Source organism: Kitasatospora sp. NPDC056181 (assembly GCF_042266225.1).
Lineage (GTDB): Bacteria > Actinomycetota > Actinomycetes > Streptomycetales > Streptomycetaceae > Kitasatospora.
In genome coordinates, this window is the sequence record NZ_JBHJUK010000012.1 from 54,627 (window position 1) to 80,317 (window position 25,691).

General features: G+C 74.8%; 25 protein-coding genes and 1 pseudogene. 21 read left to right on the top strand and 5 right to left on the bottom strand.

The window, feature by feature from the left end:
- Positions 1 to 132: 132 nt before the first annotated feature.
- The 8 genes from ACFC1F_RS07820 to ACFC1F_RS07855 all read left to right on the top strand — a co-directional run bounded on the left by ACFC1F_RS07820 (position 133) and on the right by ACFC1F_RS07855 (position 10,182).
- A complete protein-coding gene (locus tag ACFC1F_RS07820; protein WP_376156443.1) occupies positions 133 to 1,287 on the top strand; it encodes a glycosyltransferase in 1,155 nt (384 codons plus the stop codon).
- Positions 1,288 to 1,621: 334 nt separating this feature from the next.
- The gene (locus tag ACFC1F_RS07825) at positions 1,622 to 3,145 is read left to right on the top strand and encodes an exopolysaccharide biosynthesis polyprenyl glycosylphosphotransferase (protein ID WP_376156444.1); all 1,524 of its coding nucleotides are present in this window, start codon (positions 1,622 to 1,624) and stop codon (positions 3,143 to 3,145) included.
- A 6-nt stretch (positions 3,146 to 3,151) separates the two neighbouring features.
- Positions 3,152 to 4,477 carry an O-antigen ligase family protein gene (locus tag ACFC1F_RS07830; RefSeq protein ID WP_376156446.1) on the top strand — a complete coding sequence of 442 codons (1,326 nt, stop codon included), beginning with the start codon at positions 3,152 to 3,154 and terminating at the stop codon, positions 4,475 to 4,477.
- Positions 4,474 to 6,183 carry a lipid II flippase MurJ gene (locus ACFC1F_RS07835; RefSeq protein WP_376156447.1) on the top strand — a complete coding sequence of 570 codons (1,710 nt, stop codon included), beginning with the start codon at positions 4,474 to 4,476 and terminating at the stop codon, positions 6,181 to 6,183. Before ACFC1F_RS07830 ends, ACFC1F_RS07835 begins: the two co-directional genes overlap by 4 nt.
- Complete coding sequence (locus tag ACFC1F_RS07840; protein WP_376156449.1) at positions 6,173 to 7,072, top strand: polysaccharide deacetylase family protein; 900 nt, start codon at positions 6,173 to 6,175, stop codon at positions 7,070 to 7,072. The genes ACFC1F_RS07835 and ACFC1F_RS07840 overlap by 11 nt, the downstream gene beginning before the upstream one ends.
- Complete coding sequence (locus ACFC1F_RS07845; RefSeq protein WP_209411804.1) at positions 7,069 to 8,184, top strand: glycosyltransferase; 1,116 nt, start codon at positions 7,069 to 7,071, stop codon at positions 8,182 to 8,184. Before ACFC1F_RS07840 ends, ACFC1F_RS07845 begins: the two co-directional genes overlap by 4 nt.
- A 64-nt stretch (positions 8,185 to 8,248) precedes the next feature.
- On the top strand, positions 8,249 to 9,022 hold the full coding sequence (locus ACFC1F_RS07850; RefSeq protein ID WP_376156450.1) for a hypothetical protein: 774 nt from the start codon (positions 8,249 to 8,251) through the stop codon (positions 9,020 to 9,022).
- Positions 9,019 to 10,182 carry a GNAT family N-acetyltransferase gene (locus ACFC1F_RS07855; protein ID WP_376156452.1) on the top strand — a complete coding sequence of 388 codons (1,164 nt, stop codon included), beginning with the start codon at positions 9,019 to 9,021 and terminating at the stop codon, positions 10,180 to 10,182. Before ACFC1F_RS07850 ends, ACFC1F_RS07855 begins: the two co-directional genes overlap by 4 nt.
- A 59-nt stretch (positions 10,183 to 10,241) precedes the next feature.
- On the opposite strand, the gene ACFC1F_RS07860 is transcribed toward ACFC1F_RS07855, so the two are convergent.
- Complete coding sequence (locus ACFC1F_RS07860; RefSeq protein ID WP_376156453.1) at positions 10,242 to 11,543, bottom strand: glycoside hydrolase family 26 protein; 1,302 nt, start codon at positions 11,541 to 11,543, stop codon at positions 10,242 to 10,244.
- Between the two features lie 355 nt (positions 11,544 to 11,898).
- On the opposite strand from ACFC1F_RS07860, the gene ACFC1F_RS07865 reads away from it, so the two are divergent.
- From ACFC1F_RS07865 to ACFC1F_RS07905, 9 genes are all read left to right on the top strand, one after another.
- Positions 11,899 to 12,828 carry a hypothetical protein gene (locus tag ACFC1F_RS07865; RefSeq protein WP_376156455.1) on the top strand — a complete coding sequence of 310 codons (930 nt, stop codon included), beginning with the start codon at positions 11,899 to 11,901 and terminating at the stop codon, positions 12,826 to 12,828.
- Between the two features lie 234 nt (positions 12,829 to 13,062).
- The gene (locus ACFC1F_RS07870) at positions 13,063 to 14,661 is read left to right on the top strand and encodes an ABC-F family ATP-binding cassette domain-containing protein (RefSeq protein ID WP_376156456.1); all 1,599 of its coding nucleotides are present in this window, start codon (positions 13,063 to 13,065) and stop codon (positions 14,659 to 14,661) included.
- Positions 14,662 to 14,988: 327 nt separating this feature from the next.
- On the top strand, positions 14,989 to 15,222 hold the full coding sequence (locus ACFC1F_RS07875; RefSeq protein WP_049658450.1) for a helix-turn-helix domain-containing protein: 234 nt from the start codon (positions 14,989 to 14,991) through the stop codon (positions 15,220 to 15,222).
- Between the two features lie 231 nt (positions 15,223 to 15,453).
- Complete coding sequence (locus ACFC1F_RS07880; RefSeq protein ID WP_376156457.1) at positions 15,454 to 16,260, top strand: enoyl-CoA hydratase/isomerase family protein; 807 nt, start codon at positions 15,454 to 15,456, stop codon at positions 16,258 to 16,260.
- A 212-nt stretch (positions 16,261 to 16,472) separates the two neighbouring features.
- Positions 16,473 to 16,982: an Asp23/Gls24 family envelope stress response protein gene (locus ACFC1F_RS07885; protein ID WP_148642416.1), complete on the top strand. Its 510-nt coding sequence runs from the start codon at positions 16,473 to 16,475 to the stop codon at positions 16,980 to 16,982.
- Positions 16,983 to 17,054: 72 nt separating this feature from the next.
- A complete protein-coding gene (locus tag ACFC1F_RS07890; RefSeq protein WP_209411811.1) occupies positions 17,055 to 17,246 on the top strand; it encodes a hypothetical protein in 192 nt (63 codons plus the stop codon).
- Complete coding sequence (locus tag ACFC1F_RS07895; protein ID WP_209411812.1) at positions 17,246 to 17,605, top strand: hypothetical protein; 360 nt, start codon at positions 17,246 to 17,248, stop codon at positions 17,603 to 17,605. Before ACFC1F_RS07890 ends, ACFC1F_RS07895 begins: the two co-directional genes overlap by 1 nt.
- The gene (locus ACFC1F_RS07900) at positions 17,602 to 18,552 is read left to right on the top strand and encodes a DUF6286 domain-containing protein (protein WP_376156459.1); all 951 of its coding nucleotides are present in this window, start codon (positions 17,602 to 17,604) and stop codon (positions 18,550 to 18,552) included. The genes ACFC1F_RS07895 and ACFC1F_RS07900 overlap by 4 nt, the downstream gene beginning before the upstream one ends.
- Complete coding sequence (locus ACFC1F_RS07905) at positions 18,549 to 19,187, top strand: alkaline shock response membrane anchor protein AmaP (protein WP_376156461.1); 639 nt, start codon at positions 18,549 to 18,551, stop codon at positions 19,185 to 19,187. Before ACFC1F_RS07900 ends, ACFC1F_RS07905 begins: the two co-directional genes overlap by 4 nt.
- Before the next feature lie 18 nt (positions 19,188 to 19,205).
- Here ACFC1F_RS07905 and ACFC1F_RS07910 read toward each other — a convergent pair whose 3' ends face one another.
- Positions 19,206 to 19,976 carry an SDR family oxidoreductase gene (locus ACFC1F_RS07910; RefSeq protein WP_376156463.1) on the bottom strand — a complete coding sequence of 257 codons (771 nt, stop codon included), beginning with the start codon at positions 19,974 to 19,976 and terminating at the stop codon, positions 19,206 to 19,208.
- Between the two features lie 177 nt (positions 19,977 to 20,153).
- Here ACFC1F_RS07910 and ACFC1F_RS07915 point away from each other — a divergent pair, with 177 nt between their 5' ends.
- The 3 genes from ACFC1F_RS07915 to trxA all read left to right on the top strand — a co-directional run bounded on the left by ACFC1F_RS07915 (position 20,154) and on the right by trxA (position 21,610).
- Entirely contained in the window at positions 20,154 to 20,756 is a 603-nt protein-coding gene (locus ACFC1F_RS07915; protein WP_376156465.1) for a hypothetical protein, read from the top strand.
- 95 nt (positions 20,757 to 20,851) lie between these two features.
- A complete protein-coding gene (locus ACFC1F_RS07920; protein ID WP_148642410.1) occupies positions 20,852 to 21,277 on the top strand; it encodes a MerR family transcriptional regulator in 426 nt (141 codons plus the stop codon).
- Entirely contained in the window at positions 21,278 to 21,610 is a 333-nt protein-coding gene (gene trxA, locus ACFC1F_RS07925) for a thioredoxin (protein WP_245204595.1), read from the top strand. It abuts the gene before it with no gap.
- Between the two features lie 91 nt (positions 21,611 to 21,701).
- Here the strand turns inward: trxA and ACFC1F_RS07930 are convergent, their stop codons facing one another.
- Both ACFC1F_RS07930 and ACFC1F_RS07935 read right to left on the bottom strand, forming a co-directional pair.
- A complete protein-coding gene (locus ACFC1F_RS07930; protein WP_209411817.1) occupies positions 21,702 to 22,499 on the bottom strand; it encodes an SURF1 family protein in 798 nt (265 codons plus the stop codon).
- A 31-nt stretch (positions 22,500 to 22,530) separates the two neighbouring features.
- On the bottom strand, positions 22,531 to 23,526 hold the full coding sequence (locus ACFC1F_RS07935) for a DEDDh family exonuclease (RefSeq protein WP_376156467.1): 996 nt from the start codon (positions 23,524 to 23,526) through the stop codon (positions 22,531 to 22,533).
- A gap of 180 nt (positions 23,527 to 23,706) precedes the next feature.
- Between ACFC1F_RS07935 and ACFC1F_RS07940 the strand changes: the two genes are divergently transcribed.
- The gene (locus ACFC1F_RS07940) at positions 23,707 to 24,750 is read left to right on the top strand and encodes a zinc-dependent alcohol dehydrogenase family protein (protein WP_376156469.1); all 1,044 of its coding nucleotides are present in this window, start codon (positions 23,707 to 23,709) and stop codon (positions 24,748 to 24,750) included.
- Positions 24,751 to 24,827: 77 nt separating this feature from the next.
- On the opposite strand, the pseudogene ACFC1F_RS07945 reads toward ACFC1F_RS07940, so the two are convergent.
- Positions 24,828 to 25,691 (bottom strand): annotated as a pseudogene (locus ACFC1F_RS07945) (hypothetical protein); the annotation flags it as partial.

Genomic DNA, 25,691 nt, shown 5'->3' on the forward strand with positions numbered 1-25,691 from the left:
CCGAATCGGGCGTTTCTTCGAGCGGGCCGTCCACCCGTACGACCACCAAGCCGTACGGGTGGACGGGCGCCACCTGAGGGTGACGGCGGCCCCCCGGCGCGGCGGAGCCACCCTAGGCTCGCCGCCGTGCATATGACGATCCTTCACATTTCACAGCCCGTCGACGGCGGAGTCGCCCGCGTCGTCGTCGACCTGGTCCGCGGCCAGCGCGAGGCCGGACACCGGGTGCTGGTGGCCTGTCCGCGCGGTGGCCGGCTGGCCGAGGAGGCCGCCGCCGTCGGCGCGCTGGTCCTCGACTGGCCCGCCCGCCGTGCGCCCGGCCCGGCCACCGCCGCAGAGGCGTGGCGGCTGCGCCGGATCGTCCGGGCCGCCGCGCCCGACATGGTCCACCTGCACAGTGCCAAGGCCGGTCTGGCGGGCCGGCTGGCCATCCGGGGTGCGGTTCCGACCGTCTTCCAGCCGCACGCCTGGTCGTTCGCCGCGGTCGACGGCGCGCTGGCGGCCGCCACCCTGCACTGGGAGCGGTACGCGACCCGCTGGGCGCACCGGCTGCTCTGCGTCAGCGTCCAGGAGCGGGCCGACGGCGTCGCGGCCGGCCTGCACGCCGACTGGGCGGTGGTGCCCAACGGTGTGGACGTCCGCCACTACGCGCCGGCCGAGCGGCGCTCCGCCCGGATCGCACTCGGGCTGGACCTGGACGCCCCGCTGGCGGTCTGCGTGGGACGGCTCTGCCGGCAGAAGGGCCAGGACGTGCTGCTCGCCGCCTGGCCCGAGGTGCTGCGGCGGGTGCCGCAGGCGCGGCTGGCGCTGGTCGGCGGCGGCCCGGACGGGGCCGTCCTGGCCGACACCGTGCGGGAGTCCGCCGAGCCGTCCCGGGTCCGGCTGGCCGGGGACGTCCCGGACCCGCGGCCGTGGTTGGCGGCGGCGGACCTGGTGGTGCTGCCGTCGCGCTGGGAGGGGATGGCGCTGGCTCCGCTGGAGGCGATGGCGATGGGCCGCCCGGTGTTGCTGACCGACGTTCCCGGAGCCCGGGAATGCCTTCCGCCGGCCGAGCGGAAGCAGGCCGTGGTGCCGCCGGAGGATGCCGGGGCGCTCGCCACCCGAATGGCCGAAGCGCTGTCAGATCCGATCGAGTGCGAGCGACGCGGTGTGCGCCTGCGTGACCACGCCGCGGCCCGCCATGACGTGCGATCGGTGGTCGAACAGGTGGACGCGCTCTACCGGGACCTGCTGGGGGCGGGGCCGGCTGCGGGGCGGCGCCGCGCCCGTGTCCCGCAGCGGATCTGATCGTTTCACATGCCGTGAATGACGGCCGCTCCGGCGCTGCCGCAATTCGCACCCGCAACCGGTTGCGGGCGGGATGTGAAGTCAGAAATACCTATTAATGGGCGGCTGGAATGAAATGGCAAGTCACCTTCCGGCATTCCAGTCCGTGGTCGGTAATGTCTGATTTCGCCTGCATCGTTTCGATTTCATACCGGGAATTCACGAGAGAACCGAAAGCCGCCGGCGGCAGCAGGCGCTGTCAGGACCGAGCCCGCCGGGTCGGGGCGGCTGCTCCGGGCCAACCGGTGCCGGGACGCCGTCACCCCGGGCACACAGCAGGGGAGTTCGTGCGCTGATGACCATTGACCACGACAGCGTGCCACGGCCCGGCCGGCCCCTGTCCGGCCAGCGTCGGCCCGCCACCGGGCTGCTCGACCGCCCGGCCCGGTCCGCCCAGACCCGCAGCGCCCCGCCGGTCCGCCGCCCCCGGCGGCCGGTCCCCTCCCGGCTCGCCCTGCCCGCCGCCCTGGCCGCGGTCGACGCCCTCGCGCTGTGCACGGCCACCGGGATCGCCAACCGCGCCCTCGACCCGGCCGCCCGGGTCGAGCCGCTGCTCGGCGTGGCCGCCCTGCTGCCGCTGCTGCTCGTGCTCAACCTGGCCGCCGGCCTCTACCGCACCCGGCTCACCCTCTCCGTCCTCGACGAACTCCCCGCGCTGACCGTCCGGGCCGTGGTCGCCACCGCCTTCGCCGTCACCCTCGCCGGCTGCCTCGGCGGACGCTGGCCCGACTGCGGACCCGCCACCCCGGCCCGGCTCACCGCCCTGCTCGGCGCCCAGCTGCTGCTCGCCGTCTGCGGCCGCGCCCTGCTCTACCACCTGGTCCGCCGGCTCCGCCGCAGCCGCCCCAGCCCCGTCCTGGTCCTCGGCGCCGGCCGGCTCGGCCGCCGGGTCGCCGCCGCCCTCAGCGAGCGCGGCGAGTACGGGATGCGCCCCGTCGGCTTCCTCGACCCCGACCCGCCGCTGCTGGCCGGCGACACCGACCTGCCGGTGCTCGGCGGCCGCGAGGTGCTGGAGCGCGAGATCCGCCGCCACCGCGTCCACCACGTCGTCGCCACCGCCGGCGCCGCCGACGAGGCCGAGACCGCCGCCGCCCTGCGCGACGCGGCGCGGCTCGGCTGCCAGGTCTGGCTGGTCCCCGCCCTGCGCGAGCACGGCTCGCTGGAGACCGGCCGCCACACCGGCGGCGACCACCTCTGGGGCTTCCCCTGCCTGCGGGTCGGCCGCCCGGCGATGCGCCGCCCCGGCTGGGCCGCCAAGCGCGCCCTGGACGTCACCGCGGCCGGCCTCGGCCTGCTCGCCCTCGCCCCCGTGCTCGTGCTGTGCGCACTCGCCGTCCGCTTCGACACCGGCCCCGGCGTGCTCTTCCGCCAGCAGCGCACCGGGCTGGACGGCCGGGTCTTCACCGTCCTCAAGTTCCGCACCCTGCGCCCCAGTAACGAGCACGAGTCGGCGACCCGCTGGAACATCTCCCAGGACCACCGGATGGGCGCCGTCGGCAAGTTGATGCGCCGCAGCTCCCTGGACGAGCTGCCGCAGCTGTGGAACGTCCTGCGCGGCGACATGAGCCTGGTCGGCCCGCGCCCCGAGCGCCCCTACTTCGTCATGCGGTTCAGCCAGGCCTACCCCGAGTACGCGGACCGCCACCGCGTCCCGGTCGGCCTCACCGGCCTCGCCCAGGTCAACGGCCTGCGCGGGGACACCTCGATCGAGGACCGGGCCCGCTTCGACAACCGCTACATCGAGAGCTGGAGCCTCTGGCAGGACGTCAAGATCCTGTGCCGCACCGCGGCCCTGATGCTCCACCCGGACGGGAGCTGACCCAGCGTGGCCCTGACCCTCTCCGCCGTCCCCGAACCCGCCCGGGCCTTACGCCGGGCCGGGACGGCCCTCCTGGAACGGCCCAGCCTCCTCGCCGCCGCCACCGTCCTGCTGGTCTGCGTCCCCACCGGCGAGAAGGACGTCACCGCCGCCGTCCACATCACCGCCGCCGACCTCGCCTCGCTCGCCCTGGTCGCCCTCACCGCCGCCGACCTGGTGCGCGGCCGCACCCCCGCGATCGGCCGGACCACCGCCGTCCGCTTCGGCGCGATCGTGGTCGCCGCCGCCGTCGCCACCATCGGCTCGATCGACCCGGCCACCAGCCTCACCGGCTTCGTCCGGCTCGCGCAGGTCTTCGTCCTGGTGCCCGTCGCCGTCCTCTGCGCCCTGCGCGACCGCACCGACCAGCGCCTGGTCCTCGGCTCCTTCGTCGCGGCCGCGCTGGTCCAGGGCGTGGTCGGCGCCCACCAGTACCTCACCCGGACCGGCGCCTCCTACACCGGCCGGCCGATCCGGGCCGTCGGCACCTTCGGCGCGCTCGACATCATGGCGATGTCCACCGTCGTCAGCTACGGCCTCCTCGCCGCCCTCGCCCTCGCCCTCGGCGAACGGCACCCCGGCGGCGACCGGCGGCTGCGCCGCGCCATGTACGCGGCCGCCGCCTTCCTCGCCTTCCCGCTCGCCGTCTCCTTCAGCCGCGGCAGCTGGATCGCCACCGGGGCCGCCGCCACCGTCCTGCTGCTGCGCGCCGACGCCCGGCTCGCCGTCCGCAGCGCCGTCCTCGCCCTGGCCGCCGGCGTGGTGCTGATCGGCGGCCTCGGCCTCGGCGGCTCGGGCGTCACCGCCCGCCTCACGTCGATCGGCTCCGTGTCGGCCGCCCCCGACCAGTCCGTCTCCGACCGCTACGACCTCTGGTCCACCGCCGGACGCATCTGGCAGGACCACCCGGTCGGCGGCGCCGGGCCCAAGGCCTTCCAGCAACTGCGCGACAGCCGCGCCCCGCTGCGGCTCTCCTCCGGCAGCGACGCCGCCGACGCCACCATCGGCTTCCAGCGCGAACCGCTGCTCTCCCCGCACAACATGTACTTCCTGGTCCTCAGCGAACAGGGCCTGATCGGCATCGTCGCCTACCTCGCCCTCTTCCTCGGCCTGCTCCTCGGGTGCCTGCGCCGCGCCACCGGCCCCGGCCTGGCGGCACTGGCCCTGCTGGTCTGGGTGCTGGTCGACTTCCTCTACGCGGACATCGGCGGCACCACCACCGTGCTGACCTCCGTCGTCCTCGGCCTCGCCGCCCGTGCCGCGCGCGCCGTCGGCCCGGAGGACGCCCGATGACCACCGACCGGCCGGCCGCGCTCACCCCCACCCTCCCGGCCCCCCGGCCCGTACCCGCGGCCGAGACCCACGCCGCCCCCCGGCGCGGTTTCCTCGCCAAGGCCTTCGGCGTCACCGCCGTGCTCAGCGCCGCCGGCTCCGGCCTCGGCCTGCTCCGCGACCTGCTGCTGGCCCGCTACTTCGGCGCCAACCAGGGCACCGACGCCTTCCTGGTCGCCTGGACCGTGCCGGAGACCGCCGCACCGCTGCTGATCGAGGACGCCATGTCCTTCCTCATGGTGCCCGCCTTCGCCCTCGCCCTGGTGCTGCGCGAGGAGCGCCCCGACGGCCCCGACCCGGTCCGCCAGCTGGTCCGCGCCACCCTGCCCTGGCTGCTGCTCGCCCTGAGCGCGCTCTCCCTCGGCACGGCGCTCGGCGCCGACCGGCTGGTCGGCCTGCTCGCCCCCGGCCTGGCCGACCCGGGACTCGCCGTCACCTGCACCCGGATCACCGCGTTCACCGTGCTGCCCTTCGGCGTGGCCGGCTACCTCGCCGCCGCGCTGAGGGCCCATCACTGCTTCACCGCCCCGGCGGGCATCTACGTCGCGTACAACCTCGGCATCCTCGGCGTGCTGCTCGGCTGCCACGCGCTCTGGGGCGTGCGCTCCGCCGCGATCGGCGTCGCGCTCGGCAGCCTGCTGATGGCCGGCCTGCTGGTCGCCCCGTTCCTGCGCCGGCTGCGCTCCGGCCGTCCCGCCACGGGCCGCCGCTCGCCCCACGCGCTGGTGCTGATCCCGTTCGCCCTGCTGCCGGTGGCCGCGTTCACCCTGACCCGGCAGGCCCAGGTCTTCATCGAGCGCTTCCTCGGCTCCGGGCTGCCGCCCGGCACCATCTCGCACCTCAACTACGCCGCCAAGGTCTCCCAGCTCGCCATGACCGCGGCCATCCTGATCTGCACCGTCACCTTCCCGCTGGTCGCCCGGGCGCTCGCCGCCGGGGACCTCACCGCCGCCCGGGACCGGGTCGAGAAGGACCTCGGACAGGCCGCCGCCGTCGTCCTGCTCGGCACCGCCTTCCTGCTCGCCTGCGCGCCCTCGGTGGTCGCGCTGCTCTTCGAGCGCGGAGCCTTCGGCCCGCAGGACACCGCCGCCACCGCCGCCGTCATCCGGGTCTACAGCTTCGGCCTGCCCGCCCAGGCGCTGATCGGCGTGATGATCCGCCCGTACTTCTCGCTCCGTCCGGTGGTCCGCCGGGCCGGCGACCCGGGCAGCGACGACGGCGGCCGCCGGCTGCTCGACTGGTACCCGGCCGGCGCCATGGTGCTCGGCCTGGTCGTCACCGTCACCGTCGGGCTGCTCACCACCCCCCGCCTCGGCGCCCTCGGCCTGGCCGCCGGCAACGCGGCCGGCATCACCACCGCCGCCGCGCTGCTGCTGCGCGGCCTGGTCCTGCGCGGCATCGCGCTGCGCCTGCGGCTGGTCCTCGGCGGCCACGCCCGGCTGCTGGCCGCCGCCGTCGGCGCGGCGGCCCTCGGAACCCCCGTGGCGGCGCTCGCCGCCGGCCCCCTGCTCTCGACGCTGCTCGGGGGCCTCACCGTGGCGCTGGCCTTCGCCGCCCTCGGCACCGGCCTCGGTGCCCGCGAGGTGCGCGGACCGGTCCTCGCCGCCGTCCGGGCCCTGTGCCCGCCACCTGTTGCCGATGAAGGGAAGCTTCCCCATGGACGTTGAACGGGGTTCCGTCCGTTCGGCCCTGTCGGGCGTTCGCCGCGCAGCCGTGCCGACGGCGGGCGGCCCACGCGCCGAAGCGCCGCGCACCGGCGTCCGCCGTCCCCAGGTACAGCTGCCAGGAAGTCGCCGCCCCGCCGTCGCACCGCCCGGCCCGCAGGGCTCCTCGCCGTGGATCCTGATGTACCACTCGGTGGCCGTCGAGGAGGAGGACCCGTACCAGCTGACCGTCAGCCCGGAGCGGTTCGCCGAGCAGATCGCCTGGCTGCACCGGCGCGGCCGCCGCGGCGTCTCGGTCCGCGAGCTGATGCGCGCCCGGGCCGCCGGCCAGGACGACCGGCTGGTCGGCCTCACCTTCGACGACGGCTACGCCGACTTCGCCCGGTACGCCGTACCGATTCTCCAGGCGTACGGCTTCACCGCCACCGCCTACGTGGTCGCCGACCTGCTCGGCCGGGCCAACGACTGGGACGTAGAGGGGCCCCGCAAGAAGCTGCTCACCGTCCAGGAGGTCACCGAACTCGCCTCCGCCGGATGGGAGATCGGTTCGCACGGCCTCGGCCACCAGTCGCTCCCCGGCCTGCCCGCCGCCGCCCTCGCCACCCAGACCCGGGAGAGCCGCCGGGCCCTGGAGGAGGTCGTCGGCGGTCCGGTCACCGGCTTCTGCTACCCGTACGGCGCGGTGGACCTGCCCGCCGCCCAGGCCGTCCGCGACGCCGGCTACGACTACGCCTGCGCCATCGCCCACTCGCCGCTGACCGGCCGCTACGCGCTGCCCCGCTGCTACGTCGGCGACCGCGACGGTGCCTGGCGGCTGCGCGCCAAGCGCGGCCGGCACCGTTTCCGCGACACCGTCACCGAGCTGCGGCGCAGCAGGGGGGCCGGGCGGTGAGGGTGCTGCACATCGTCACCGGCCTCGCCTCCGGCGGCGCCGAGCGCCAGCTGCAGCTGCTGCTGCGGCACCTGCCGGCGCACCAGCACTGCGAGGTGGTCGCGCTGACCAACCCCGGCACGGTCGCCGCCGCGCTGCGGGCCGAGGGCGTCACCGTCCACCACCTCGCCATGCGCGGCAACCGGGACGTCGGCGCACTGCCCCGGCTGGTCCGGCTGATCCGGGCCGGCCGCTACGACGTGGTGCACACCCACCTCTACCGGGCCGGCCTCTACGGGCGCCTCGCCGCCCGCCTCGCCGGGGTCCGGGCGGTGGTGGCCACCGAGCACTCGCTGCACGCCGGGGTGATCGAGGGCCGGCCGGTCACCCGGGGCGTCAAGGGCCTCTACCTGGCCGCCGAACGCCTCGGCACCACCACCGTGGCGGTCTCCCGGCAGGTCGCCCAGGCCCTGCACGCGTGGGGCGTCCCGCAGGCCCGGGTCGAGCTGATCCCCAACGGCATCGACTCCGCCCGCTACCACCGGCCGGACGCCGACCGGGCCGTCGTCCGGGCGCGGTTGCGCGCCGAGCTCGGCCTCCCGCCGGGCGCCTGGGTGGTGGGCGGGGTCGGCCGCCTGGTGCCGGGCAAACGCTTCCACGTCCTGCTGGAGGCGCTCGCCGAGCTGGACGGCGCGGCCCGCCTCGTCCTGGTCGGCGAGGGCCCCGAGCGCGCCGCCCTGGAACGGCGGGCCGCCGAACTCGGCGTCCGGGACCGCCTGGTCCTCACCGGCGAGCGCGACGACGTGCCCGAACTCCTCACCGCTCTGGACGTGCTGGCCGCCCCCTCGACCGCGGAGACCTTCGGCCTCGGCGTCCTGGAGGGTCTCGCCGCGGGCCTTCCCGTCCGTCACAGCGCCTGCCCGGCACTGGACGAACTCCCGCCCACCGCCGCCCCGCAGGCCCGCCGGATCCCCTCCGACGCCGCCGCCTACGCCGCCGCGCTGGGCGAGCTGCGCCACCTCAACGACCACAGCAACGACCCGCTGCCCCGGCCCCCGGCCGTCGGCCACTACGACATCGCTCGGGTGGCCGCCGACCTCGGCGCCCTCTACGACCGCCTGGCCCCCGCTTGAGCCGCCGGCCGCCCCCGGAACACCCCTCGCCGGCCGCTCGGCCCCCGTACCCAAGGAGCACCCCATGTCCGAACCGCGCCGAAGCGCCCGCAGCCTGGCCCGCCGCTGGTGGCCGTTGGTCCTCGCGGTGCCGCTGGGCGCCGCCGGCGGCGCCGGGTACGCCGCGGTGGCCCACCCCTCGTACGCCGCCAACTCCTACGTGATCGTGGTCCCGCAGAACCCGGGGGAGAGCGCCACCGCGGTCAACTTCGCCCAGGCGTACGGCCGACTGGCCGGCCAGCCCCAGGTGCTCGCGGTGGCCGCCGCCGAGACGGGTCACAGCCGGACCAGGCTGGAGTCCCTGGTGCACGGCACCACCTCGCCGGACGCCCCGATGATCGAGATCACCGGCACCGGCGGGCGGCCGCAGGAGGCCGTCGAGGCCGCCGACGCGGTGGCCCGCTCGCTGGTCGCCTTCGCCAACGCCAGCAGCAAGGAGACCGGCGTCAGGCTGGTCCCGCTGGCCCCCGCCGCCGAGCCGGACCGGCCGACCACCCCCTCCGCCCAGCTGGACGTCGCCGTCGGCGGCGCGGCCGGCCTGCTGATCGGCGCGCTGGTGATGACGACCCGCCGCCGCGGTGGCACCGGGCCCGGGCCGGCGGCCGGGCCCCTGCCGACCACCCCGCGCCCGCGCGGGGAGGAGCCTCCGGCCCGGGACGACGCCCCGGCGGAGCGGGCGGCGAAGCCGGAGGAGCCCGGGGCCCCCGAGCGGCCCGCGAGGGGCGAGGCGTCCGAGAAGTCGGAGAAGTCGGAGAGGTCCGGGAAGGGCGAGAAGGCCGCCGCCGGGAGCGGGCGGTGAGCACCGAGGCCGCCCGGGGGACCGGTCTGTCCCCCCGGTCCCCCGCACCGCGCTGGACCACCGAGCTGCGCGGGGAGGACGACGCCCTCGACACCCTCGCCGAGGAGTGGGACGACCTGGCCCGCCGCTGCCGAACGGCCACCTTCTTCCAGGCCGCCGCCTGGCAGCGGTCCTGGTGGCGCCAGTACGGCCGCCCGGGCGGGTTGGTGGTGCTGCTGGTCCGCCGGGAGGGCCGGTTGGTCGGCGCCGGTGCGTTCCGGCGGCGCGGCGGTCCGCTCGGCGGCCTGACCGGCCTCGGCGGCGGCCTGATCGACTTCACCGACGTCCTGCTCGACGACGACTGCGCCGACCGGGCCGCCGCCGAGTTCGCCGCCGCCCTCCCGCTGACCCGCCCCTGGCACAGCCTGGAGCTGCGCGAGGTGCACCCCGAGGCGGCCGTGCAGCGGGTGTTCGAGCACTGGCGGGGCAGCCGGAGCCGGTTCGCCGACTCGCTCTGCCAGTACCTGCCCGGTGTGCCGATGGACCAGCTGCTCACCCGGCTGAAGGGCAAGACCGCCCAGCGCAACCGGGTGAAGCTGCGCAAGATCGCCGAAGTCGGGGTCGAGGTCCGTTCGACGCCGCCGGAGGAGGTGCCGGAGGCGGTGGAGGGCCTGCTGCGGCTGCACTTCCTGCAGTGGCAGGAGCGCGGCGTCACCCCGGAGCACCGCACCGGGCGGTTCGCCCGCCACCTCGCCGAGTCCACCACCGGCCTGGTCGCCGGCGGCCGCGCCGCGGTCCACCGTTTCTGGCTGGACGGCGAGCTGGTCGCGGTGAACCTGCTGATGCTGTGCCCGTCCTTCAGCGGCCTCTACCTGTACGGCGCGCACCCGAAGCTGCGCGAGCGGCTGGACATCGCCGGGCTGCTGTTCAACGCGGCGCTGGAGGAGACGGTCTCGGCCGGAGTCCCGGTGATAGGCCTGCTGCGCGGCCAGGAGCCGTACAAGCAGCGCTGGCGGCCGGACCAGCTGCCGAACCAGCGGCTGCTGTTCGGCCCGCGCGGCCCGGCCCCGGCCGCCGCCGTCCGGGCCGGCCTGGTGCGGGCCCGGCAGGTCGTGGTGCACGTGCTCGACACCCGTCTGCCGAGGCTCAAGGAAGCGCTCCTGGCCCGCCGCCGGAGCTGACCGGGGGCGCGGGGTGTTCCAGCGGGAGGGCGGACCCGTGGGCGGCCCGCCGTCCGTCCTCAGCGCCGGGCGGGTACGCCGCCCGGCGCCGGAGCCGGCGAGGCCGTGGTCGGGGTCCCCGACGGGGCGACCGCCGGGGAGCCGGACGGGGCACCCGTCGTGGCGGCCGGCTTCGGGCTCGCGGAGGCGCCCGGTGCGGCGGTGGCCTGGGCGGACGACGACGGGGCGGACGGCGACGGGGCGGCCGGCGGAGTGGCCGGGAGGGAAGGCGACGGAACAGCTGACGGGGCGGGCGCCGGGGTGGTGGGCGCCGGGGTGGCCGGCGTCCCCTTGGAACCGGCCATCAGCTGCTTGAACCGGGCGCTGGAACGCGGGTTCCTGTCGCACTGCCAGAACCCGTGCGGGCAGTAGTCGGTAACGGTCTGGTAGCTGGTGTCGTGGGTCCGCATCCACTCCACCATCCGCTGCACGAACTCCGGGTTGTCCCCGTTCCGGAACAGCCCCCACTCCGGGTACGAGACCGGCTTGCCGCGCTTGGCCGCGAACTCCACCTGGTCCTGGAGGCCGTACGGCTCGCGCACGTAGTCGTCGAAGGTGGCCCCGGCCGGCTGGTCGTAGCTGTCCATGCCGATGATGTCGACCACGTCGTCCCCGGGGTAACACCTGGTCCACGGGATGGCGTCGACCCCCCGGTTCGGCGTGAAGTCGAAGCGGAACCGCTGCCCGGGTACCGAGCGCATCACCGAGACGATCCGCCGCCAGTACGTCTTCCAGGCGGCCGGGTCGGGCTTGCAGCGGTGGGTGTAGGTGACGCCGTTCATCTCCCAGCCGAGGGTGAGCACGGTGTCCGCCCCGCCGAGCGCGACCAGCCGGCGGGCCAGCTTGAGGAAGTACCGGTCGAAGTCCCCCTGGGCGCCCTGGGCCAGTAGCCTCGCCACCTCGGCGTCCGGGACGCCGGCCTCGTTCGGGACCAGCATCGGCACGCCGAGGACGAGCATCCGGGACGGGTCGGCCAGCCGCCACTGCGACCACATGCCGAGCACCACCGGGTCGCCCTCGATGTCGGCCCAGCTGTTTCCGGCCAGATAGGTGTGACCGACCTGCATGTTGGCGTTGTTCAGCCACTGCGCGTACCGGCCGAGCTGGGGGATGTAGTTGTCCCAGGAACCGACGAAGGCGCCGAACGGCGGCTCGTGCTGCGGCCGCTGGACGACCGGTCCGGGGGCCGCGCCGCGCGGCTGTACGGCGTCGGAGGAGAGGCTGTGCCGTTCGGTCTGGCTGAGCGGCGTCCCGGCGGGGACGCTCGCGGTGGTCAGCAGCAGCAGGGCGGCGGCGGCCAGCGTCAGGCGGCCGTATCGCATGGTGTCTCCTCCGGGCGTCTCCGGGCGTCGCGGAACCGGGGCCGGAAGGACGGACCGTGGTGCCCCGATTGCAGACAGTAGGCCCATCGGGCGTCGGAAAAGCCGAATGTCACCCTAAAGTGGGCGATATTCGAACGTTGTCCGCGGCAACGTGGCGTGTATCACCTCTGTAACAGTCCGGAAGGCCGTGGGAGTCCTACCGCGGCGGGCCGCGCGGGGCGGCGGCGGGCCCGACGGCGCAGGTCGGCGGGTGGGTCCGGGCGAGGGGCGTGATCCGGCCATCCCGCGTTCCGTCCTTCGGACGCCCGGCGAAGTCCGGCTGACTCGTGCGGGTGCTGAAAGGTACGCTCCGCCCGTGTCCTGGAAGCCGCTGCGTGTCCTCACCCCCCGATCGATCCTCCCTGCCCTGGCGGTGCTGCTGGTCCTTGTGGCGGGCGCGGCCGCGCACGCCAACAAGCCGGTGCCGTTCGGGGACCGGGTGGCCGAGCCGGGCGGAGCGGACGCCAGCCCGGTCAACGCGCAGTCGCTGAGCGCGGCCGATCTGGAGCTGAAGGTGGGCCCCGGCCTGGAGGCGTACAACCGCGCCACCGGCGACCACGCATGGTCCTACCGCCGTGAGGGTGCCACCGCGCTCTACCTGTCGATGGCGGGGGAGAACGCCGTGGTGGTCTGGGACGACGGCCTGGTCACGTCGGTGCGCCCCGGCGACCACGAGGTGCGCTGGCACCGCGCGGTGCCCGGCCTGGCGGACTGGCTGCGCGGCGACGGCGAGCCGGGCGCGGACAAGCGCACCGAGGAGCAGCGCAAGCAGCTGGCGACGGAGCGCGCCGCCGCGGCCCTGCATACCGTCCAGCAGACCGCCCCCTGGGTGGCGGTGGTCACACCGAACCTGACGATGGGTTTCCGCGACGCCGACGGTGACCTGCGCTACAACTCCAAGCCGGCCGGCAACTGCGTCTACGACCCGATGCGCACGGTCGGCACCGACTTCGCGGTGCTCGTCCCGCGCAGCTGCACCAACAGCACCGGCCAGCCGGTCTCCGGCGGCATCAGCGGCTACCGGCTGGACAGCACGGGCTGGCAGCTCAGCGCCGGCCCGGCCGTCTCGCTGAAGGCCCTGGACGGCCGCCGGGTGCTGATCTCGGACGGCCCGATCGTCGGCCCCAAGGTGTTCGACACCAAGGCCGCCGCCCCCGAGTCGGCGTGCGGCAGCCCGTCCGAGCCGTTCGCCGCCGTCCGCCCGCAGGGCACCTGCGCGGCCCCGGAGGCCACCGGGCAGCCGTAGCCGCGGGTGCCCGTCACGGCCCGGCCCCCCTGCGCGGCGGCCGGGCCGGTATTCCTCCGGGCCCCCTCGCGGGGCCCGGTAGACTTGCCGTCATGGCTGTTCTCTCCGGGCACTAAGCAGGCGAGCGGCGCCGCCCCGAGCGGTCTGCCGGTCCACCGACGACGCCCCCTTCCGCCGCCCAGGCCCTGTGCCCCGCCCAGGTGCCCGCCCACGTCCCAGGAGTAGTCCCCAGCCATGATTTCCGCCAATGCCCTTGAGCTGCGCGCCGGTGCCCGGATCCTGATCGAGTCCGCGAGCTTCAAGGTCGCCCCCGGCGACCGGATCGGCCTGGTCGGGCGCAACGGTGCCGGGAAGACCACCCTCACCAAGGTGCTGGCCGGCGAGGGCCTGCCGGCCGCGGGCACGGTCACCCGGTCCGGCGAGGTCGGCTACCTCCCGCAGGACCCGCGCACCGGCGACCTCGACGTCCTCGCCAAGGACCGCATCCTCTCCGCCCGCGGCCTCGACACCGTGCTGAAGAAGATGCGCGAGAACGAGGACCGGATGGCGAACGGCAAGGGCGCCACCCAGGAGAACGCGATGAAGAAGTACGCGCGCCTGGAGACGGAGTTCCTCACCAAGGGCGGGTACGCCGCCGAGGCCGAGGCCGCCACCATCGCCGCCGCGCTGGGCCTGCCGGACCGCATCCTGGGCCAGCAGCTGCACACCCTCTCCGGTGGTCAGCGTCGCCGCGTGGAGCTGGCCCGGATCCTCTTCTCCGACTCCGACGTGCTGCTCCTCGACGAGCCCACCAACCACCTCGACGCCGACTCGATCGCCTGGCTGCGGGACTTCCTGAAGACGTACAAGGGCGGCTTCATCGTCATCTCGCACGACGTCGACCTGGTCGAGACGGTCGTCAACAAGGTCTTCTACCTGGACGCCAACCGCTCCGCGATCGACGTCTACAACATGGGCTGGAAGCAGTACCAGCAGCAGCGCGAGGACGACGAGAAGCGCCGCAAGCGCGAGCGGGCCAACGCCGAGAAGAAGGCCGCGACGCTGAACGCGCAGGCCGACAAGATGCGCGCCAAGGCGACCAAGACGGTGGCCGCGCAGAACATGGCCCGCCGTGCCGAGAAGCTGCTCTCCGGCCTGGAGCAGGTCCGGCTGAACGACAAGGTCGCCAAGCTGCGCTTCCCCGACCCGGCCCCCTGCGGCAAGACCCCGCTGACCGCCGCCGACCTCTCCAAGTCCTACGGCTCGCTGGAGATCTTCGCCGGCGTCGACCTGGCCATCGACCGCGGTTCGCGGGTCGTCGTGCTGGGCCTCAACGGCGCGGGCAAGACCACCCTGCTGCGAATGCTGGCCGGGGTGGAGGAGCCGGACACCGGCGAGGTGATCCCGGGCCACGGCCTGAAGATCGGCTACTACGCCCAGGAGCACGAGACCCTGGACCCGGAGCGCACGGTGCTGGAGAACATGCGCTCCTCGGCCCCCGACACCGACCTGGTGCAGATCCGCAAGATCCTCGGCTCGTTCCTCTTCTCGGGCGACGACGTCGACAAGCCGGCCGGGGTGCTCTCCGGTGGTGAGAAGACCCGGCTCGCGCTGGCCTCGCTGGTGGTCTCCAGTGCCAACGTGCTGCTGCTCGACGAGCCCACCAACAACCTCGACCCGGCCAGCCGCGAGGAGATCCTCGGCGCGCTGCGCGAGTTCAGCGGCGCGGTCGTGCTGGTCACCCACGACGAGGGCGCGGTCGACGCGCTCCAGCCGGAGCGGATCATCCTGCTGCCGGACGGCGTGGAGGACCTCTGGAGCCCGGCCTACGCCGATCTGGTCTCCCTCGCCTGACCTGCAGTAGACATCGGGTCCTCTCTTTGGACCAGAAAAACCAGTACTTACGGCGTGTCCGGGAATGAAGAGGTCCCGGATTCCGTTTGAGGAGCTTCCGTCGGCCCGCCACTCGATCGTGGTCGGGCCGACGCTGCTGATCAGCCCTTTCGCGCCGGATGGCGCAATCGCCCCGGGGGCGTGCACTCTGCGTGAGCGCCCTTGTGCGCTCGGATCACCACCGGCGGACCACGCATTCCCGACATCGACCTTGTCGAATGGGTGGCCAGGACGCTGTGGATGGGTGATCATGGGAATCTGACCGAGCAACGCTACGAGGAGGCACGGGTGGCCGAGACTCTGAAAAAGGGCAGCCGGGTGACCGGTGCCGCGCGTGAGAAGCTCGCGGCCGATCTCAAGAAGAAGTACGACTCCGGGGCGAGCATTCGCGCTCTCGCGGAGGAGACCGGTCGTTCGTACGGCTTCGTGCACCGGATGCTGAGCGAGTCCGGAGTGATCCTCCGGGGCCGCGGTGGTGCCACGCGGGGCAAGAACAAAGCTACTGCTGGAGCCAGCTCCTGACGGTCCGTCAGTCCATCGGCGGATGACTCGGCGGCAGGGCGCCGACCGGGGAGACGACAGTTGGTCGTCCGCCCCCGGCCCGTGCGAACCGGCCGCCGATCGTCATGTCCGCCCGCGCCGCAGGCCGGCGCCCCCCTTCCCTTCGCGATGTCGTGCGCCGCAGCCCTGCCGCTGCGCGCACAGGTTTGTTACTCTCCGGTAGCCAAGTCCCCCGCCACCGGAGGTCCCCGCATGACCGCCCCCGTCACCGACCCGCAGGCTCCGAGCTGGGAGCAGGACGGCGTCCGCCTGGAGATCGACGGCGAGCTCGCCGTCGTCACCCTCTGTCAGCCCAAGCGGCGCAACGCCCAGTCCCCCGCGATGTGGCGCGCCCTGACCGAGGCCGGCCGCCGGCTGCCCGGCAGCGTCCGGGTGGTGCTGCTGCGCGCCGAGGGCGTCTCCTTCTCGGCCGGCCTGGACCGCGCGATGTTCACCGCCGAGGGCATCCCCGGCGAGCGCACCTTCCTCCAGCTGGCCGCCGCCGAGGACAAGGACCTCGACGACACCATCGCCTCCTACCAGGAGGCCTTCGCCTGGTGGCGCCGCCCCGACCTGGTCTCCATCGCCGCCGTCCAGGGCCACGCCGTCGGTGCCGGCTTCCAGCTCGCCCTCGGCTGCGACCTGCGGGTCGTCGCCGAGGACGTCCAGTTCTCCATGAAGGAGACCTCGCTCGGCCTCGTCCCCGACCTGGCCGGCACCAAGCCGCTCACCGATCTGGTCGGCTACGCCCGGGCGCTGGAGATCTGCGCCACCGGCCGCTGGGTCGGCGCCGAGGAGGCCGCCGCCACCGGCCTGGCCAACCTGGCCGTCCCCGCCGAGGAGCTCGACGGCGCCGCCCGTGACCTCGCCGCCGCACTGCTGGCCGCGCCGCGCAGCGCCGTCATCGAGACCAAGGCCCTGCTCCAGGGGGCGGGCGGCCGCTCCTACGACGAGCAGCGGTCGGCCGAGCGGGTGGCCCAGGCCCGTCGGCTGCGCGACCTGGCGGGCATCGGCGACTGATCGCCGGCCACTGCCGGAAGGCCCGGCCCGCGGGGGCGCTCCCGCGGGCCGGGCCTTCGGCGTTCCCGCCCCGCCACGCGGCTCTCCGGGGGGCGGGGTCTGCGCGGGCCAGGCCTCCGCGAGGCGGCTCTCCAGGGGCGGGAATCGTGGCGAAATGCCAGAGTTGGACCGATTTGCGATATAGCTGGAGCCGTACGACGGGAGAAGCGCCCATGCCTGACACTCCGACGCCCGCCACCCTGCACAAGAACCCCTCGACCGCCCCTGCTGCCGCCACGCCCTCCAGCAGCGACAGCAGCAAGCCCCTCGGTGAGCGCGGCCGCACCGCGCTGGCCGTCGGCGTGGTCGAGAAGATCGCCGGCATGGCCGCCCGTGAGGTCTCCGGCATCCACGCCCTCGGCTCGGGCCTCTCCCGGACCTTCGGGGCGATGCGCGACCGGGTGCCCGGCGGCAAGTCCAGCATCGGGCGCGGCATCAAGGCCGAGGTCGGGGAGAAGCAGACCGCCATCGACATCGCCCTGGTCGTCGAGTACGGCGTGGTCATCCCCGACCTGGCCCGCCAGGTGCGGGAGAACATCATCGACGCCGTCGAGCGGATGACCGGCCTGGAAGTGGTCGAGGTCAACATCGCGGTCAACGACGTCCACCTCCCCGACGAGCCTGACGTCGAGGAGGAGGAAGAGGAGACCCCCTCCTCCGGCCAGCGGCCGAAGCTGAGGTAGCGGCCCGCGTCGAGGTGACGGGGTCGGGGCAGCCCGCGCGGCGGGGAAGCAGCGGAAGACGAGGTGGAGCGGATGAACCTGGCCCTCATCGGCATGGTGGTGGGTATGGCCCTCGGCTTCGCCGGCTATTTCGGCGGGTTCGCGGCGTTCCTGCTGGTGGCCGCGCTGGGCGTGGTCGGCTTCGTGGCCGGAAGGCTGCTGGAGGGCGACATCGAACTCGGCGAACTCGGCGATCTGCTGCGCGGCCGCGACCGGCACCGCTGATGGCGGCCCTCACCCCGTCCCCCTCCGGCGTCCGCCGGCGCGAGCCCGGCGCCCGCGGCCGGTTGCGGATCGCCGACCGGGTCTACGCCCGGATCGCCGCCCGGGCCGCCCGCGACGCACTCGCCGACGCCTGGCGCGGCCGGGCCGAGCGGGGAGGTCCGCCGAAGGTGTCCGTCTCCACGCCGGGCTCCACCGTCCTCGTCCACGTCGCCGTCGACCTGCCCTTCCCCGCCGACTTCGCCGCGCTCGCCCGCGCCGTCCGCGACCGCATCACCGCCGAGGTGCGCGGGCTGACCGGGACGCGCGTCAGCGAGGTGGTGGTGGTCGTCGAGAAGCTGGTGCCGAGGGGAGCGGGATGACCGAGCGGCCGCCGGAAGCCCCGCCGGAAGCACCGCCGGTGGAGCCGACGGCCGAACCGCCCCAGCCCGAGGCGGTGAGCGTGCCCCGGCTGCGGGCCCCGCGCACGTTCGCCGCGGTGGTGGTCGCCACCGTGGTGCTGGTGTTCGGCGTGGCCCTGCTCTACGACGTGATCGCCGTGCGCACCGGCCACTCCGCCCGCCGCTGGCGCGCCGAGATCGCCGACGAACTGGCCACCCGTCACCTGGACGACCCCTGGGTCCTGCTCGGTGCCGGGGTCGCCGCCCTGCTCGGGGCCTGGCTGCTCTGGCTCGCGTTCGCCCCCGGGCTGCGCCGCTGGCTGTCGATGCGCCCGCACGGCGACACCGCGGCCGCCATCGACCGGGCCGGTGTGGGCACCCTGCTGCTCGACCGGGCCGCCGGGCTGCCGGGCGTCGAGCACCTCACCCTGCGGATCAACCGCCGCCGGGTGAAGGTCCTCCTCCGCGGGCCGGCCGACCCGGCCAGCGTGCAGCGGCAGCTGCGGGAGGAGCTGGCGCGGGTCACCCTGGCCCGGCCGCTCCGGCTCGACGTGCAGACCCGGCGCGGCCGCGCGCGTCGTGGCGGTTCGGACGCGGATGTGGATGCGGATACGGGTGCGGCGGCCGACACCGGGGTCGGGGCCGGTGCCGAGGCGGGTGCGGGGACGGGTGGGCCGGCGGGCGCGGGGCCCGGTGCGGGGACGGGGCCGGCGGTCGGCACGGGGTCCGGCGCGGAGTCCGGCACGGGGTCCGGCGCGGGAACGGGAGCGCAGGCGGGTACGGCAGCGGGCGCGGAGGACGGCGCACAGGACGGCGCGGCGGACGGCGCACAGGACGGCGCGGCGGACGGCACGCAGAACGGCGGGCAAGACGGCGGGCAGAACGGCACGCGGGGAGCCGGAGCGTCCGGGGCGGGAGGGGCGGGATGAGCCGGACCACGGTCAACCGTGTGCTGCTCGGGGTGGCCGGGCTGGGGCTGTTCGTCGTCGGGGTGCTGGTCCTGGCGGGCGGCCTCGACCTCTACGGGCGGCTGGGCGTGGACCCGCCGGGCTGGTGGCCGCTCACCTCGCCGGACCAGCCGGTGGTCAGCGTCGAGTCGCGGACCCACTGGTCCGACCAGAGCTGGTGGTGGCCCGCCGTGATCGGGGGGCTGGTCGTCGTGGTGGCCGGAGCGGCCTGGTGGCTCTTCGCGCAGTTGCGGCGCAGCGGCCCGGCGACCGTCGGCGTGCCCACACCCGGTGCGTCCGGGCTGCGGCTGCGGCTGCGCAGCCGGGCGCTGGAGGAGGTGCTGGAGACCGGCGCGGTCGCGCTCCCGGAGGTCGACCGGGCCGACGTCCACCTGGTCCGGGGCCCGCGGCACCCGCGGCTGCGTGCCGCCGTGCGGCTGACCCCCGGGGGCGATCCGGCGGCGCTGGTCGAGCACTTCGAGACCGGCCCGCGCACCGACGCCCGGACCAGCCTCGGCCTCGCCGAGCTGCCCGCCGACCTGCGCGTACGGGTGGTGGCGGCGAAGCCGGCCGCCCCGGGGCGCGGTGGCCGGCGCAAGCACCCGCGGGTGCGGTAGCCCGGCGGGGCCGGTCGGTCAGAGGGTGCGCAGGGCGCCGCCGTCGACCGGCACCATCACACCGGTCAGGTAGGAGGCGGCGGGGGAGAGCAGGAAGGCGGCGACCTTGCCGAACTCCTCCGGGGTGCCGTAGCGGCCGAGCGGAATGGCGGCGCTGTGCTGGGCGCGGGCCGCAGCGGCGTCGCCGCCGAGGGCGTCCAGTTCGCGCACCCGGTCGGTGTCGATCCGGGCCGGGAGCAGCCCGACCACCCGGATGCCGCGCGGTCCCAGCTCGTCGGCGAGCGACTTGGCGGCCATCGCGAGGCCGGGCCGCAGGCCGTTCGAGACGCCGAGGCCGGGGATCGGCTGGCGGACCGAGCCGGAGAGCACGAAGCCGATCACGCCGCCCTCGCCGAGCGCGGCGGCCGCGGCGCGGGCGATGCGCAGGGCGCCCAGGAAGACCGATTCGAAGGCGTCGCGCCAGGCCTCCTCGGGGACGCTCGTCACCGGGCCGGCCTGCGGGCCGCCGACGCTGATCAGCACGCCGTCCAGCCGGCCGAAGCGCTCGACGGCCGCCGTGAGCAGGCGGTCGGCGGCCCCGGGGTCGGAGTTGTCGGCCACCAGGCCGTGCGCGGCGCCGGGGCCGCCGAGGGCGTCGAGTTCGGCGACGGCGGCGCCCACGGACTCCTCGCTGCGGCCGCTGACCAGCACCCGGGCCCCGTCGGCGGCCAGCTCCCGGGCGGCCGCGAAGCCGAGGCCCCGGGTGGCGCCGGTGACCACGTACACCTTGTCCTTCAGTCCAAGATCCATGGCCCCATCCTGCCGGGTGGGGGGAGCCCTGGCACCGGCCGGGGCCGGAGTGGCGACGGTGGTCGCCTCATGGCCGGATCGGTGTCCCGGGTGGCCGAAAGTTGACGGCGAAACGAAGTTAGGGAAACCTACCCTTGCTTGTCCGCCCTGTACCTCCCCCGATCGCGGAGCACCATCATGTCCAAGCGTCACCCCACCGTCCGGGCCCAGGGGGGAGCCGCGGCCGTCCCGGCCCACGGGGGAGCCGCGGCCGTCACGGACGACGTCCAGCGCAGACTTCGGGTCGGCGCCGCGGCCGCGGCCGTCTGCCTGCTCTGGGCCGCCAGCGCCTGGACCGCCGGGCACCTGCACGCCGACCCGGCGCTGCACACGGTCGCACTGTTCCTGCACCTGGTGGCACTGGTGGTGGGCCTGGGCGCGGTGCTGGCCATCGACTACTACGGGCTGCTCTGGCTGCTCGGCCGCCGCACGCTGCGCCAGGTGGTGGACTTCACCACGCCGCTGCACGTCCCGGTCTGGGGCGGGCTGGCCGGGCTGGTGCTCAGCGGAGTGATGCTGGAGCCGGACCTCTCCTCCGGACTGACCCAGGTGAAGCTGGGGCTCGTCCTGCTGATCGCGCTCAACGGGGTGTACGCGAGCACGCTGCACCGTCGGCTGACGGCCTACGGCGACCGCCGCCCGCCCGCCCCGCTGCTGACCAGGGGCGCCGCTTCGGCCCTGGTCTCGCAGGCCGGCTGGTGGGGTGCGGTGCTGATCGGCTTCTACAACACCCGGCACTAGAAGCCCGGGCGGTCCGACTGGCGTTGACGTCGGCGTCAAGGTCTACCGTCGTTCCCGGCGGCCTTCGGAGCGCGGCCGGAAGGGCGGGTGCGGTGATGCGGATCGGCGAGCTGGCGCAGCGGGCGGGGACGACCACCCGGGCGCTGCGGTACTACGAGCAGCTCGGGCTGCTGCCCGCCCGGCGGGCCGGCAACGGCTACCGCGCGTACGGCGAGGACGACCTGCGGCTGCTCCGGCAGATCCGCACCCTCCAGGACTTCGGGTTCGGGCTGGAGGAGACCCGCCCGTTCGTGGAGTGCCTCCAGGCGGGCCACCCGGAAGGGGACTCCTGCCCGGCCTCGCTGGAGGTCTACCGGCGCAAGCTGGCCGAGCTGGACGCGTGCATCGGCCGGTTGCAGGAGGTCCGTACGCAGGTGGCCGAGCAGTTCGCCCGGGCCGAGCAGGCCCGGGACGAACTGGCGGCGGAGGCCGCCGGACAGGTGCCGCAGTGCGAGTTGGCGATCGAGCGGGAGGAGCGGTAGATGGTGCGGATCACGGGTGTGCCGGCGGTCACGGACGAGACGTTCGCGGCGGAGGTGCTGGCGGCGCAGGGGCCGGTGCTGGTGGACTTCACGGCGGACTGGTGCCCGCCGTGCCGCCAGATGGTGCCAGTGCTGGCGGACATCGCGCGGGAGGAGGCCCACCGGCTGACGGTGGTCAGCCTGGACGTGGACCGGAACCCGCAGACGCAGGCCGCGTACGGCGTGCTGTCGATGCCGACGCTGATGGTGTTCCGGGGCGGCGAGCCGGTGAAGGCCGTGGTCGGCGCCCGCGCCAAGGCCCGGCTGCTGCGTGAGCTGGAGGACGTGCTGTAACGCGCCTGCGACGGCGGGCGCACCGCCGTGGGCGTACCGCGGCGGGCGTCCAGCGGCGGGCGTACCGCGGCGCGCGTCCAGCGGCCGGCGGCTACGCCGGTACGGCCTCCAGCGCCACCTCGGCCTCGGCGGCCTCCTTGCGGCGGTCCTTGGCCTCCCGGCGGACCATCACCCAGACCCCGACCGGGATCATCGCGGTGAACAGCCACCACTGGATCGCGTACGCCATGTGCGGCCCGATGTCCGAGTGGTTGGGCTCGGGCAGCAGCTCGGGCTGGTCGGCCGGGGCCGGGGCCGTGGCGGTGAGCTCCAGGTAGCCGCCGAGCAGGGTGGCGCCGGTCTCCTTGGCCTGCTGCACGGTGCTGATCAGGGTGTACTGCCGGTCCGGCAGGCCGGCCCGGTCCTTGATGCTGCCGGTGGCGGCCTCGTCGGGGCGCAGCCGGCCGGTCAGGGTGACCTCGCCGGACGGTGCGGCCGGGACCGGCGGGTAGGCGGCGGCTGACTCGCCGGACGGCACCCAGCCGCGGTTGACCAGGACGGTGCCCTTGCCGTCGGCGAGCACCAGCGGGGTGACGACGAAGTAGCCGATCTTGTCGCCGCTGGAGTCGGTCCGCTTGCGGACCACGAACTCGTGCGCCGGGTCGTACTGCCCGGCGGCCGTCACGGCGCGCCAGGTCAGGTCCTTGGGGACGGCGAATCCTGGCGTGGCCGACAGGCTGTCGTACGGCACGGACGGGTCGGTGAGGGCCCGGGCGATCAGCTGGTTGCGGTCCACCCGCGCCTCGTGGCGGTGCAGCTGCCAGAACCCCAGCCGGATGGTGGCGGGGATCAGCAGCACGGCGATCAGCAGGGTGATCAGCCAGCGCCGGGAGAGGAGAAAACGGTACACACGGGCACGGTACGCCCACCTCACAACCGGATCACGCACCGGGGTGCGGGGCGACCTCGCGCAGCAGTTGGAGGAAGGCGTCCTCGCCGACCACCGGGGTGCCGACCTCGCGGGCCTTGCGGGCCTTGCCGCTCCAGCTGCCGGGCTCGTTGGTGACCAGCAGGCTGGTGAGCCGGCTCACGGAGGTGGCGATGTGCAGGCCGGCCTCGACGGCGCGGTCCTCCAGCAGCTCGCGGTCGGTCGCGGTGTCGCCGGTGAACGCCACCCGCATGCCCTGCACCAGCGGCTTGCCGTCCTCCCAGCGCCCGGGGTTCGGGTACGGGCACGGCGGGCGCTTCTTCGCCTGCCGGTAGGACGAGCCCGTCCACGAGCTGCGGGCGGCGGAGACGGGCTCGTCGTCGCCGAGGTCGGTGACGGCGACGCAGTTCTGCAGCGGCAGCGGGACGCCCCCGCTGCGGGCCAGGTGCAGGCTGGGGCGGAACGCCTCGGCCAGCACCCGGGCGTCGTCGAGGGCGTTGTGCGCCTGGCGCTGCTGGACGCCGAAGTACGCGGCGAGCGAGGACAGCTTGCCGTTGGGCAGCGGCAGGCGCAGGTCGCGGGAGAGCACCATGGTGCAGAGCCGCTGGTCGACCGGGGCGTTCCGGCCGGCCCGGGAGAACTCGCGGGAGATCATGTTCCAGTCGAAGAGCGCGTTGTGGGCGACCAGGACCCGGCCGCGCAGCCGCTCGGCGAACTCGTCGGCGATCTCGGGGAAGGTCGGCGCACCCGCCAGCAGCTCGTCGGTGAGGCCGTGGATCCAGACCGGGCCGGGGTCGCGCTCGGGGTTGACGAGCGTGTACCAGTGGTCGGTCACCTCGCCCTCGGTGTCCAGCTGGTAGACGCCCGCCGAGATGACGCGGTCCGAGCGGCCGAGGCCGGTGGTCTCGACGTCCACCACCGCGAAGCCCTCGGTGGGGGCGGCGGAGCGTTGGGCGGGGACGGGGAGGGTCCACGGCTCGCCGGACGTCTCGGGCTGGATCGCATGCATGGTCAAACAGAATAAGGGCCGCGGCGCCGGGGGCCGGTCGAAATGTGGTGAAGGCCGCTCGGAGTGAGCGGTCCGGCGGGCCGGAATAGAGTGGGCAGCGTATTCGTCGTACACCCAGTCGAATATTCCCGGGCCGCTCAACACCCCCCGCGCGGCCGATTTTCCGAAGGACGAACCCCCATGCGCGCCACCGTGATCCACGGCCCCCACGACATCCGGATCGAGTCCGTACCGGACCCGGTGATCCAGCACCCGACCGACGCCGTGGTCCGTGTGGTCAACGCCTGCATCTGCGGCAGCGACCTCTGGGCGTACCGGGGCGTCGCCGCCCGGGTGGCCGGGCAGCGGATCGGGCACGAGTTCCTCGGCGTGGTCGAGGAGACCGGTTCCGAGGTGACCGGATTCAAGCGGGGCGACCTGGTGGTGGCCCCGTTCGTCTGGTCGGACGGCAGCTGTGACTTCTGTCGCGAGGGCCTGCAGACCTCCTGCCCGCACGGCGGCTTCTGGGGCCAGGTCGGCTCGGACGGCGGCCAGGGCGAGGCGGTGCGCGTCCCGTTCGCCGACGGCACGCTGGTGGCCCTGCCCAAGGACGCGGCGGGCGATGAGAAGTTGCTGCCCAGCCTGCTCGCCCTCTCCGACGTGATGGCCACCGGGCACCACGCCGCCGTCTCGGCGGGCGTGCGGCCGGGCGCGACCGTGGCGGTGGTCGGCGACGGTGCGGTGGGCCTGTGCGGCGTGCTGGCGGCGCACCGGCTCGGCGCGGGCCGGATCATCGCGCTCGGCCGGCACACCGCCCGTACGGACCTGGCCCGGCGCTTCGGGGCGACGGACGTGGTCGCCGAGCGCGGCGAGGCCGCGGTCGAGGCGGTCAAGGAGCTGACCGGCGGCCAGGGCGCGCACGCCGTGCTGGAGGCGGTCGGCACCGAGGAGTCGATGCGCACGGCCGTCTCGATCGCCCGCGACGGCGGCGCGGTCGGCTACGTCGGGGTGCCGCACGGTGGCAGCGCGGGCGTCGACATCGGTCAGATGTTCGGTCGGAACGTTTCGCTCAACGGCGGTGTCGCCCCGGCCCGCGCCTACATCCCCGAGCTCCTGCCGGACGTCCTCTCCGGCGCCATCGAGCCCGGCCTGGTCTTCGACCGCACCATCGGCCTGGACGAAGTCCCGGACGGCTACCGCGCGATGGACGACCGCTCCGCCCTGAAGGTGCGGATCGCCTTCTGACCGGTCCGCCGATCGCACGACACCGGCCTGTGCCCCCCGGGGGCACAGGCCGGTGTCGTCGATGCGGTCGGACGGGATCAGACGTAGTAGCCGAACACGTCCGCGACGAGGTGCGTGCCGGTCCATGCACCGTTGAAGAACATCACCCGGCCGGCGTCGTCGAGCGGGACGACGACGAGGTTGGGGGTGGTGACGCCGCTGCCGGTCCAGTTGAGGTTGCTGGAGGTCGGCTGGGGTGAGCCGGACGCCCAGACGGTGAGGTGTCCGGGTCCGTCGGTCTCGGTGGCGGTGACGTTGAGCACGACGGCCTTGGCGTTGGCGGGCACGTTGGCGCGCCCGGCCACCTGGAGGCCGAAGACCTCGCGGCCGGGGACCTTGTCGGTGCCGGCCCGGCCGACGGCGCTGCGGGTGTCGAGCAGGCGGTCGGGGTTCACCGGGGTGAACGTGGAGCCGGTGGCGTCGTCGGTGTAGTAGCCGAAGACGTCGGCGATGAGGTGGGTGGTGTCGGGTGAGGCGTTGAAGAGGTTGATCTTGCCGTCGGGGCCGAGGGGGACGATGACGAGGTTGGGGGTGGTGGCCCCGGCGGTGGTCCAGTTGAGGTTGCTGGAGGTCGGCTGGGGTGAGCCGGAGGCCCAGGCGATCAGGTGTCCGGGGCCGTCGGTCTCGGTGGCGGTGACGTTGAGCACGGCGGCCTTGGCACCGGCGGGGACGTTGCCGCGGCCGGCGACCTGGACGGCCACGGTGCTGCGGCTGGGGACCTTGTCGGTGCCGGCCCGGCCGACGGCGCTGCGGGTGTCGAGCAGGCGGTCGGGGCTGACGGTGCGGTAGGTGGAGCCGGTGGCGCTGTCGGTGTAGTAGCCGAAGACGTCGGCGATGAGGTGGGTGGTGTCGGGTGAGGCGTTGAAGAGGTTGATCTTGCCGTCGGGGCCGAGGGGGACGAT